Raw genomic sequence first — 11,369 nt, forward strand, 5'->3', positions numbered from 1 at the left:
CTTCCTTCTTTTGTAATGCGGATATCAGAGCGTTTCAGTTGAGCACCGGCTCGCGACGCTGAGCGGCATCGTTCCGCGAATCTTCGGAGGACGACTTACGCTGCTTGCCACCACCGCGGGGGGCGTCGTTATCACCACCGCTATTGCGACGCCGGCGCCATATCCACATCAGCGCACCTAGCACGCCGCCTATCGCCATGCCGACCAACAACAGCGGCGTGGCCACAGCAAGCTGGCCACCATCGCCCTGCAAGACGCCCACCGCCGTGACGACGATGGCCGGCGCGAGGCCGGAATAATGCTCACCGTCCTCCAGCAAGGGCGAGGTAAATGGCGCCACCGCCCATAACATACCCGCAACCGCACCCGTGACGATCCAACGCGGTAAATTGGGCAAAAAGCGCACCCCGAGGTAGCCGGTGACCAGCACCAGAAGCGATAATACAAAGTAACTAAGCCACAACTGTGGCAAGGAATCGGAAATCAGCATCGCGTCCTCTCGCGTTCGATCTTTCTTCGACATGGTACACCGCTGCACATGAAAGCACAGCCGCACATCCCTGCGCTTCACGACGCGACCCAACTCTCGCCGGTCGCACGCTTCAAACGCAAGGACGATCCTCACTGGCATTGGCTGGAGAATCGCGACGACCCCGAGGTGGAGAGCTTTCTCGAGCAGGCCAACCAAGAGTCCACCGCCTGCTTTACGCCCCTCGAGCCGCTCGTCGAGACGCTCTACGCCGGCCACCTGGCGCGTCGTGAACTGGCCGTCGATGGTCTGCGCACACCGCTCGATCACCATACCTACTGGAGCGAAACCGCCCACGACGCCGACTATCCGATATGGTGGCGCCATCCCAACCACGACGCATCACGGCGTGAATGCGTGCTTGATGTCCAGGCCCGCGCCCTGCATCACGACTTCATGGAAGTCGCCGACATGGCCATCGCACCCGATGAAGACTGGCTGGCGTGGACCGAGGACACCAACGGCGACGAGAATTTCGATCTTTTCCTGCGCGTCCTGCCCGACGGCGAGCCCCGGTGTCTGCTGACCGATATCGGCCCGGAGCTATGTTGCGCCGAGGACAACCGCAGCCTGCTATTCACGCGTTACGACGACACGCAGCGCCCGGACAGCATCTGGCGGCTGGATATCGAAAGCGGGGAAAGCGCGTGCCTGTTTCGTGAAACGGACGCCGAGTTCTGGGTAGGGCTGGGCAAAACCCGTTCACGCGCCTGGCTGGTGCTGGAAACCGCCTCCAAAGACACCTCGGAGTGCCATCTGATTCCAGCGGCAGCACCCGATACGCCGCCGCGCTGCGTACGCGAACGCGTCAAAGGCGTCGAATACGGCCTCGAACATCGCCCCGGTCACTTTTACATCCTGCATAACCAGAACGCACCGCACTTCCAGCTCGACGTCGCGACCGAGTCCACGCCCGGTGACTGGACACCGCTGCTCGACCACCAGGAGCATCTGACGCTGGAAGGCGTCGATGCCTTTGCCTGGGGACTGGTCATCACCGAACGCGATCACCGCGAGGCTCAGGTGCATCTCAGCATAGTCGCGCTCGACACGGATACGCCGATCAAGCATCGCCTGCCGCTGCCCGAAGCGCCCTGCAGCCTGATACTGGGCGATACACCCAACTTCGACACTCGCCGCCTGCGTCTACACGAGGAATCGTTCACACTGCCGCCGCGCTGGATCGAGCACGACCTCGATACCGACGCGCGGCGCCTGCTCAAGGCCCAGCCCGTGCACGGCGACCTTGCTCCCGAGCAATTGGTATGCCGCCGCCTGTGGGCCGAAGCCCACGACGGCGAACGCATCCCGGTCTCCGTCGTGGCACGGGGCGATCTTATCGAGCAAGGTCCGATGCCTACGCTGTTATACGGCTATGGCGCCTATGGCGACGTACTCGACCCGTGGTTTTCCATAGCCCGGCTCGAACTGCTGTCGCGGGGCGTGGCATTCGCTGTCGCCCATGTACGTGGCGGCGGCGACCGGGGCGAACCTTGGTATCTCGCCGGCAAGCTGGCGCACAAGGAAAACAGCTTCCGCGATTTCCTGGCCGCACGGCACGCGCTGGTCGAACACGGCATCGCGGATGGCGAACGTATCGCCGCCTATGGCGCCAGCGCCGGTGGGCTGCTGGTGGGCGCCAGCCTCAATCTCGAACCGGATGCCTTTTGCGCCGCCGTGCTCGATGTGCCATTCGTCGATGTGCTGCGCACCATGAAAAACCCCGACCTGCCGTTGACGACGGCGGAATACAGCGAATGGGGCAACCCCAACGAGCCGGAAGCGAAACGTCACATTCGCGACTACTCGCCTCTCGACAACCTCGTCGCGCAACCCTATCCCATGTTGTTTCTGCAAGGCAGTTGGCATGACTCGCGTGTGCCCTACTGGGAACCAGCCAAGCTTTACGCGCGCCTGACAGAACTTGCGGCCCAACTGCCCGCCGCCGAGCGCCGCCCCATCCTCCTGCGCACCGACATGGCCGCCGGGCATGGCGGTGCCTCGGGTCGCTTCAAGGCCTGGCACGACAACGCCCGTCAGGATGCCTTCCTGCTTTGGGCCCTGAGCCTCGCCGACAACGAAATGCTTGCTAACCGAGCGGACTGACACCGCATAATGAAGAAGGCCCCTACCGGGGCCTTCTTCATATCAGTCACCTCACCATGCCACCGAAAACGTCATTGGCACGGAATGATGTCGATGATGTGCTCCTCGAGGTCGTCGTCCGCCACTTCGCATTCGCTCACCGCGAAGTGGCGCACGCTCTTCTGCTGGCGATGCATGCGCCGTGAATCGCCCGCGATCAGCGGATGCCAGGCCGCGAGCTTGCGCCCCTCGGCCAATCGACGATAGGCACACGACGCCGGAAGCCAATGAAACGCCGCCAGGTTATCGCGGGTCAGCTTGGTGCATCCCGGCACGTGCTCGAAGCGGTTCTCGTAATCGCTGCAACGGCAGGTATCGATATCCAGCAACTGGCAGGCCACGTTGAGCGTGGCGACATCGCCGCTCTCGTCGTCTTCGAGCTTGAGCAGGCAACACTTCCCGCAGCCGTCGCAGAGCGCTTCCCACTCTTCATCGTCGAGCTCTTGGAGGGAAAAGCGCTCCCAGAAACGTTCACGCATGGGTCAGTACCGTGCCTCGGTGGGCGCCTTGTATAGATCCAGCATGTAATCCTCGCGTGCCGGCGGCATCTGCAGATAAAAGCCTTGTGTCTCGATGGCGGCCAGTACGTCCCCCGGCTTGGCCCGCGCCAGCGGCTTGTCTTCACCGAGCAGCATCACAAGCACCGATACCGGTTTACCGAACCGCTCAAGCAGGGCTTCGGGCACATCCGTCAGCCCGCGTGCGCGATCCACGTATAAATACATCTCGTCGCGACGCGGGCTCTTGAAGATTTCACAGAGTCGTTTGGGCATCGTCTTCACCTTTCAGTGATCGGCCAGTGCCTGGGTGAACGCCTCGGCCAGCAAGTGGCCACGCCAGCCCTGGGGTAATGACAGCGGCACACCGTCCAGATCCGCCATCACCAGGGCTTCGAGATCGCGGCGATTGGCCAACACCTCAGGAGCGATGTCCAGGCGTTCCGCCTCGCGGTTGACGACAGTCTTGAGCGCCTTGAGCCGCGTCTTGAACGCCGATGAATGCGGTGGTGGAAGCGATGCCGGTAATGCCTCGTCATCTAGGTGAACGGCGGCTTGCACCATCGCCAGCAAGGTATCGCCGTCATGTTTGATCAGCTTGGGCCTGACGCCTTCGATGGTCGAGAGCTGATGGCGGTTGTGCGGCATCTCCACCGCGATCGCGAACAGCACCTTATCACTCGCCAGCCAGCCCCGTGGCAGATCGCGGTGTCGCACCTCGCCTTCTCGCCAACACGTGAGCGCCTGATAAAGCGCCAACTGACGCGGCTCGAGCCGCCACAACTGACGATGACGACGATACCACTGTTCATCGGCATCGCGGTTGCGACGATGCGCTTCGCACAGGCGCGCGCACTCTTCTTCCAGCCAGGCCAAACGTCCCTGCTGTACCAGCGCGTCGCGCTGCACCTGCCAGACAAGCGGCAGATAGACCACGTCCAGCGCGGCATAGCGTAGCTGTGAGTCGGACAACGGACGCCGCAGCCAGTCCGAGCGCGTTTCCTCCTTGGGCAACACGTCACCGGTCCACTGCTCGACCAAGCGTTGATAGCCCAGCGATGCCTGGGTACTCAGCAGGCTTTGCGCCACCTGCGTATCGACGATTGGCGCGACGGCGACATCCGCCCAGCTCTCCAGTACTTCGAGGTCTTCGCCGCTGGCATGCAGCAACTTGAGCGGTCCATCCGCCCCAAGAAGCGATTGTAGAGCGCTATCGGCCGCCACGACTTGCGGATCGATCAGGAAGGCCTCATCGCCGCCGGCGTAGAGCTGCACCAGCGCCGCGATGGGAAAGAACGTCGACTCGCGATGAAACTCGGTATCCACCGCCAGCCAATCGGCGTCGGCCAGCGCCTCGCACGCCTCAGCCAACGCGGTGGGCGTTTCCACCCAGCGAATCTCGAAACTCGGAGGCATCCCGTATCCTTGTTGACGATAATGAGGGTCAGCTCGACTCTTGCGCGAACGGCAAACGACCATTGAAGGCGCGACTCAGCGTGCCACCATCCACGTATTCCAGCTCACCTCCCATGGGCACGCCGTACGCCAGGCGTGACAGACGCACGCCGGTACCATGCAGTTGTTCGGCGATGTAGTGCGCAGTGGCCTCGCCTTCCACGGTGGGATTGGTGGCCAGAATCAACTCCTCGATGGCACCGTTCGCGAGCCGCTCATCGAGCTGATCGAGCCCAATGTCCTCGGGGCCGATGCCATCCAACGGCGACAAATGGCCGTGGAGCACGAAATAGTGGCCGCGATAGCCGCCGGCCTGCTCGATCGCCAGCATGTCGGCCGGCGATTCGACGACGCACAGCAGTCCTTCATCGCGCCGCGCATCCTGGCAAATGGTGCATAGCGGCGTCTCTGTCAGCGTGCGGCAGCGCTGACAATAGCCTACCTGCTCCAGGGCCTCGCCCAATGAGGCGACAAGCCGACGGCCGCCATCGCGGTCACGTTCCAGCAGATGCAGAGCCATGCGCTGCGCGGTCTTGGGACCCACGCCCGGCAACACACGCAGCGTCTCCAGCAGTTGATCGACGAGAGGAGAGAACGCCATCGCTTAGAACGGCATCTTGAAGTCCGCCGGCAGGTTCATCCCTGCGGTGACTTCTTCCATACGCTCCTTGGATGTCGTCTCGACCTTGCGCACCGCATCGTTGACGGCAGCGGCCAGCAAATCCTCGAGCAGCTCCTTGTCTTCTTCCATCACCGAGGGGTCGACATTCACGTTACTCACGTCGTGACGACCGTTCATGGTGACCTTGATCATGCCGGCCCCGGCCTCGCCCGTGACTTCGGTCTCGGCGATTTCCTCCTGGACCTTCTGCATCTTTTCCTGCATTTCCTGGGCCTGTTTCATCATATTGCCCATTCCACCTTTCATCATGTTCGTATCCTCAAGGAGTTCTAAAAAGTCAGAGCCGCCGACGACTTACGTATCGGAAGCGGCGCCATCGGTCGGCGCCACGCTGCGTTCCAGCAAGTGGGCGCCAAAATCGTGTTCTAGCATTTGAATGTGCGGGTCGCGGCGCAACGCTTCAACCGCTTGAGCATGACGCTCTTGTGCCAGCCGCTCACTTTGCGAACGCGGCGTATCCAGGTTCTCGGGCAGGGCCTCGACCGTGACATTCAAGCGCCGCTCGATGCCCTGATCAGCCAAGGCCTTGGTGAGACGCTCGACGTGCACATCGGCCAGCATCGCCCCCTGCGACGGGTCCAGCCGCAGCGCCAGCGTTTCGCCGTCGTCGTGCTCGACGATGCAGTGCGCCGCCAGGTTGCGCGTCAGCCCACCCAGCGCCAGCGATTCGAAAACCGCCAGCCAACGCGCGTGGTCGAAAGCGCCCGTCTCGGGCATGGCGGCGACAGGCGCCGAGGGTTCGGGATCAGGCTCATCCGCCTCAGCGACGACATTCATCGCCGGGGGCTCCGGCACGGCGGCGGGTGGCTCGGAGGCGACAGGTCCCGGGGCGTCATCTAGCGCCCACGGCGGCGCATCGTCCACATCGGCAACGCCAGCGGCGTCCGCCTGGCGTTGCGCCTCGTCTTCAAGCGCGGCATCGGCAGATTCACCCGGCGCATCAGCCATGGGAGGTGGCGTCTCTTCCGCTACCGTAGGCGTTTCGACTTCCGGTACTTCAGTGTCAGGCAGCTCTGTTCCAAGCCCTTGTGTCTCAAGCCCTTCTGTCTCAAGCACCTCTCGCGAAACATCTTCACCGCTATCGTCCGCCGCAGGACTGCTATCGCCTGCTGCGGGCGCCTGGCTCTCGGGGGACGACGGTTCGCCAGGCGAAGGTGCGACGGCAGACGCCGGTTGGTTTGGCGTGGGCTCAGCCGTGGGAGCGCTCGGCGGCGCGGCGGCTGGCGCTTCATTCTCGGCCGCGCCGCGAATCGGCAACGGTGTCTGCGGCGGCTTGGGTACGCCCTGGGGCCGGAACGCCAGCATGCGCAGCAGCGTCATCTCCAGCGCGGTACGCGGGTCCGGCGCGCTCTCCATGTCGCCACGCCCCTGCAAGGCGATCTGGTAGTAGAGCTGCACGTCCTCGGCGGTGAAGCGCGCAGCCAGCGGCAGCAGTGTGTCGCGGTCACCGTGGCCATTATCCAGTGCATCCGGCACCATCTGGGCGATGGTCAGGCGATGGAAGACGCTGGCCAGATCATCGAGGATGGCACCGAAATCCGGTCCTTGCTCGGCCAGGCTGGCGACTTCCTGCAAGACCCGCGCGGCATCGACCTCGGCCAGTGCTTCGGCCAGTGCCAACAGGTGACGATGATCGAGCGTACCCAGCATCGCGGCGACATCGGTATGACGCACCTCACCCTGCCCGAAAGCAATGGCTTGATCGGTCAGACTCAAGGCGTCGCGCATCGAGCCCTCGGCGGCCTTACCCAGCAGCCACAGTGCCTGATCGTCGAAAGCCACCGACTCGGCCTCGAGAATATGCGTCAGATGCCCGACTACACGCTCCGGCGGCATGTTCTTGAGCGTGAGCTGCAGGCAGCGCGAGAGTACCGTCACCGGGAGCTTCTGCGGATCGGTCGTCGCCAGCAGAAACTTGACGTGAGGCGGCGGCTCCTCGAGCGTCTTGAGCAGCGCATTGAAACTGTGCGTGGAAAGCATGTGCACCTCATCGATGAGGTACACCTTGTAACGCCCCTGGGTCGGCGCGTATTGCACGTTGTCGAGCAGCTCGCGGGTATCCTCGACCTTGGTCCGCGAGGCGGCGTCGACTTCGATCAAGTCGACGAAGCGGCCCTCATCGATCTCGCGGCAGGTCTCGCATTCACCGCATGGCACTGAGGTCACACCCTGCCGGCAATTCAGGCACTTGGCGAGAATCCGCGCCAGCGTCGTCTTGCCGACCCCGCGCGTGCCGGTAAACAGATAGGCATGATGCAGACGCCCCTGGTCGAGCGCATTGACCAACGCACGCGACACATGCTCCTGGCCGACCAGTTCGTGAAATGTGCGGGGGCGCCATTTGCGGGCCAGAACCTGGTAACTCATACCGTCGGGATGTCCTTGCAGATCGGGCCGATTCTCACCTGGCAGCACCAAGCACTCGACACAGAGGGGAAGATCGTTAAAACATCCATTCTAGCGGGTAGCGGGAACTTCGACGAGGGGCGAGTCGACATCGAGGCCGAGCAAGAATACGGGGGACATAATGGAGGCGGCCCCATCAGCCACATCCCGGCACACGCAGCCACCACTACCGTTGCTCCCTTCCGGGCCTGGCGGGGTTCGCGGTTTAGCGTTGCGGGAGGACCGACAGGGCCACCACAGCAAAATCGGTTGACGAGCATGATGTCGCTACCGATACGTCCGGATGTAAGGAAAACGCCACGCGCTTTCAATGACTTGCCCCGAACGCCGCAGCACTATAACAGCGTGACCGCTGGTCGGCAAGGCATCAAATGATCCAGCGCCTGTCGTGCACTATGGACGAGAGTGGAAAAGCACGGCCTTCCCCGCGTTCAAGGAGAATGATCATGCTCCCGATACGGGACATTGGATCAACCGTCAACGACGTTCGCCCCCACCGGGATACCGGCGGGGGCGAGAGAAACGCACCGTACTGATCAGACGTCGGGGATCGAGTTAACCGACGTTCTCCTGCGCAGCACGCATGCGACGCCGCAGGACCGGTCCCACGACCACGGGCAACACCAACCCGATGATGGCCAGTGCCCACAGCGTGATCGACAGTCCGCTACCCCACAGCACGCTCCAGTCGCCATTGGAGACTGTTAGTGCATGGCCGAGGTTCTTTTCCATTTCCGGCCCCAACAGCAAGCCCAGAATAATGGGTACCAGCGGGATCTCCAGCTTGCGCAGGATGTAGCCGGCGACGCCGAAGGCCACCATGAAATACAGATCGAAAGCAGAGTTGCTGATCGAGTAGATACCCACGAACGCCACCATCGTCACGATCGGCAGCAAATACTTGGGCGGCACCGAGAGCAGCTTGACGAACATCCCCACCAAAGGAATGTTCAGCAGCAACAGCAGGAAGTTACCCACCAACAAGGCAGCGATGACCCCCCAGACGATATCGGCATTCTGGGTAAACATCATCGGCCCGGGAGTGATGTTCATCGAGATCAACAGCGCCAGCAGCACCGCCGTTGTACCGCTTCCCGGTACGCCGAGCGTGAGCATGGGCACCAGGGCACCGGAGGACGCCCCGTTGTTGCCCGCCTCAGGCGCCGCGACACCGCGCGGATCGCCCTCGCCGAAATCTCCCTTTTTACCCAGAACCTTCTTCTCGAGGGTATAGCTGATGAAACTTCCCAGCGACGCGCCGGCGCCCGGTAGCACCCCGGAAATGAACCCCAGCACACCACCACGCAGCGTGGTGGGGAAGATCGAACCGATATCCTTCCAGGACAGCTTGAGCTTGTTGACCATCACTGAAGCGCCGCCACTGCCCGCACGCGCCTCGATGAAGAACAGCAGTTCGGAAATCGCGAACAAGCCGACGATGGCAATGATGAAGTCGACGCCCTCGTAGAGCTCCAGCACACCAAAGGTGTAGCGCTGGGTGCCGGTGTTGTCGATACCCACCGTGGCGATCATCAACCCAATGGCCGCCGCAAGAATCGTCTTGACGGGATTCTTGCCGGTAATTCCCCCCAGGGTGGCGAAGGCCAGCACGAACAGCGCGAAATACTCTGCGGGTCCAAACGTCAACGCGAACTTGGCCAGCAACGGCGCCAGCAGTATAAGACCGATCGTGGCGATCAAACTCCCCATGAAGGAAGCGATCGCCGAGATCGCCAGCGCCTCGGCGGCCTTGCCTTTCTGGGCCATCGGGTAACCGTCGAGACACGTCATCATGGCCGGCTCATCACCGGGAATATTGAGCAGTATCGACGAGATACGCCCGCCATACATGGCCCCGGCATAGACGGAGGTCAGCATGATCAGCGCGGTCTCCGGGGGTAGGCCCAGCGTGAAGGCCAGCGGGATCAGGATGGCCACGCCATTAGCGGGTCCCAATCCCGGCAAGGCCCCGATCAAGGTCCCCAGGAAGGCCCCGATCAAGGCAAACATCAGGTTGTGCGGCGCCAACGCGACACTAAACCCATCAATCAGATAGCCCAGGGTTTCCATCAACTTCCCTCCAGTACACTCAACACGCCCAGCGGCAGGGACAAATCAAGGCCGATCGTAAACAAAAAATACACCACAATTCCCGCAATCAGCCCCGTGATGTAGGCACGAATGGGCGCCGTCCCCATACGCCAGCACAGAGTGCCGACAGCCAGGGTCGTGGTGATAATGAAGCCCAGGGGCTGAAGCAACAGCACGTAGACGATCAATACCACCACGGCGATCAGCAGCTCCAGCCCCGTACGCATCGGTGGCCATGCTGATCCCGAATCGGGTTTGACGATCAGATACAGGCTACTTAGCGCGAGCACCACAGCCAGCAAGATCGGAAATGTCTCGGGCCCGATGGCCTCGCCTCCTCCGAAAGGTTCGGGAAACTGAGTGGCGCCCCAGCCGTACGCGACGGCCAGGACGAGCATCAGTAGACCGAAGACGCGGTCATTGCATTTCATTTAGACAGTCCGATTTCCTTGGAAAGCTCTTGGATATCCTGGATCTGCTTTTTCACGAACGCGTTGAACTCATCAGCACTCTTGTGGAACGGCATCAACCCGTTCTTCTTCATGAGCTCTTTCCATTCGTCGCTTGCGTAGACGGTGTCCATCGCATCGATCCAGTACTCACGGGCGTCATCGGAAATATCCGCCGGCATGTAGAAACCACGCCAGTTGGGACCCAGCGCATCGATGCCCTGCTCCTTGGCGGTCGGTATGTCGCTGAATTCGCCAGGCAGGCGCTCTTCCGAGAGCACGGCCAGGATGCGCAGATCACCGGATTCCATGAAGCCTTTCGCCTCGGAAATATCACCGGTAAACGCGTCCACGTGGCCACCGACCACCTGTGTCAGCGCCTCGCCCCCATTGTTGTACGAGAGGTAGGGGATCTTCGGCAGCTTGCCGACGTCGGCCGCTTTCGCCGCGATCAACACCTTGAGATGGTCCCAGCCACCCTTGGCACTACCACCGGCGAACTTCACCGCACGCGGATCGTCCTTGAGGGCATCCATCAGATCATTGAGGTTTTCGTACTCGGAATCCTTGCTTACCGCGATGACGCCATAATCGGCACCCAGCGCACCGATCCAGTTGACCATGTCAGCATCCATGCCCTGAAACTGGCCCTGCGCCAGGCGCGTGGTAGTGGCAGTGGAGGCGGCGACCAGCAACTGCTCGTCTCCGGCACGCTTGCTCACGGTGTGTGCATAGGCCACCCCACCACCGGCGCCGGCCATGTTGATGGTCTGCACACTGCTCGGCACGAGATCCAGATCCTCGAGTACATTGCCAATGCTGCGACAAGTGAAGTCCCAGCCGCCGCCCGGATCAGAAGGCGCGATGCACTCGACCTTGCCGGACGGTTCGAAAGCCATGGCCGTGCTGGCTCCCAGTGTCAGCGCGACCGCCATGACGATTTTGAGCGGCGTCTTGAAAGACATTGTTGTTATCCCCTTTGAACGAGAATTGAAATGGGTTGCAGGCAACCTGACACTTACCTTACAGTTCTGTAAGGCAGAACAACGTTCCCTTGAGCAGAAAACTAGGCGTGTCATAAGCGAGCGTCAACGCTCACGCCGCCGTTCAAGACT

Annotated in this window: 11 protein-coding genes and 1 other RNA gene; 1 reads left to right on the forward strand and 11 read right to left on the reverse strand. The window is 61.9% G+C overall.

Features of this window, described 5'->3' with window-relative positions:
* Nucleotides 1–34: 34 nt before the first annotated feature.
* Nucleotides 35–490 carry a hypothetical protein gene (locus OP496_RS00915; RefSeq protein WP_280561447.1) on the reverse strand — a complete coding sequence of 152 codons (456 nt, stop codon included), beginning with the start codon at nt 488–490 and terminating at the stop codon, nt 35–37.
* A 48-nt stretch (nt 491–538) separates the two neighbouring features.
* Between OP496_RS00915 and OP496_RS00920 the strand changes: the two genes are divergently transcribed.
* Nucleotides 539–2,635 carry a prolyl oligopeptidase family serine peptidase gene (locus OP496_RS00920; RefSeq protein WP_280561448.1) on the forward strand — a complete coding sequence of 699 codons (2,097 nt, stop codon included), beginning with the start codon at nt 539–541 and terminating at the stop codon, nt 2,633–2,635.
* A 71-nt stretch (nt 2,636–2,706) separates the two neighbouring features.
* Here the strand turns inward: OP496_RS00920 and OP496_RS00925 are convergent, their stop codons facing one another.
* From OP496_RS00925 to OP496_RS00970, 10 genes are all read right to left on the reverse strand, one after another.
* The gene (locus tag OP496_RS00925) at nt 2,707–3,153 is read right to left on the reverse strand and encodes a YcgN family cysteine cluster protein (protein WP_280561449.1); all 447 of its coding nucleotides are present in this window, start codon (nt 3,151–3,153) and stop codon (nt 2,707–2,709) included.
* Nucleotides 3,154–3,156: 3 nt separating this feature from the next.
* Nucleotides 3,157–3,447: a YcgL domain-containing protein gene (locus OP496_RS00930; protein ID WP_280561451.1), complete on the reverse strand. Its 291-nt coding sequence runs from the start codon at nt 3,445–3,447 to the stop codon at nt 3,157–3,159.
* 12 nt (nt 3,448–3,459) lie between these two features.
* Entirely contained in the window at nt 3,460–4,587 is a 1,128-nt protein-coding gene (gene rnd / locus OP496_RS00935; RefSeq protein ID WP_280561452.1) for a ribonuclease D, read from the reverse strand.
* A 28-nt stretch (nt 4,588–4,615) separates the two neighbouring features.
* A complete protein-coding gene (gene recR / locus OP496_RS00940; protein WP_280561453.1) occupies nt 4,616–5,227 on the reverse strand; it encodes a recombination mediator RecR in 612 nt (203 codons plus the stop codon).
* 3 nt (nt 5,228–5,230) lie between these two features.
* Nucleotides 5,231–5,557, reverse strand: coding sequence for a YbaB/EbfC family nucleoid-associated protein (locus tag OP496_RS00945; RefSeq protein WP_280561454.1), 327 nt, complete (start codon nt 5,555–5,557; stop codon nt 5,231–5,233).
* A gap of 45 nt (nt 5,558–5,602) precedes the next feature.
* Nucleotides 5,603–7,675, reverse strand: coding sequence for a DNA polymerase III subunit gamma/tau (gene dnaX / locus OP496_RS00950; RefSeq protein WP_280561455.1), 2,073 nt, complete (start codon nt 7,673–7,675; stop codon nt 5,603–5,605).
* A 170-nt stretch (nt 7,676–7,845) separates the two neighbouring features.
* Nucleotides 7,846–7,942, reverse strand: an RNA gene (gene ffs, locus OP496_RS00955) — signal recognition particle sRNA small type.
* A gap of 327 nt (nt 7,943–8,269) precedes the next feature.
* Nucleotides 8,270–9,784, reverse strand: coding sequence for a tripartite tricarboxylate transporter permease (locus tag OP496_RS00960; RefSeq protein WP_280561456.1), 1,515 nt, complete (start codon nt 9,782–9,784; stop codon nt 8,270–8,272).
* A complete protein-coding gene (locus OP496_RS00965; protein WP_280561457.1) occupies nt 9,784–10,236 on the reverse strand; it encodes a tripartite tricarboxylate transporter TctB family protein in 453 nt (150 codons plus the stop codon). The genes OP496_RS00960 and OP496_RS00965 overlap by 1 nt, the downstream gene beginning before the upstream one ends.
* On the reverse strand, nt 10,233–11,219 hold the full coding sequence (locus tag OP496_RS00970; RefSeq protein ID WP_280561458.1) for a tripartite tricarboxylate transporter substrate-binding protein: 987 nt from the start codon (nt 11,217–11,219) through the stop codon (nt 10,233–10,235). Before OP496_RS00970 ends, OP496_RS00965 begins: the two co-directional genes overlap by 4 nt.
* Nucleotides 11,220–11,369 lie beyond the last annotated feature (150 nt).

Source organism: Chromohalobacter sp. 48-RD10, from assembly GCF_029889785.1.
Classification (GTDB): Bacteria; Pseudomonadota; Gammaproteobacteria; order Pseudomonadales; family Halomonadaceae; genus Chromohalobacter.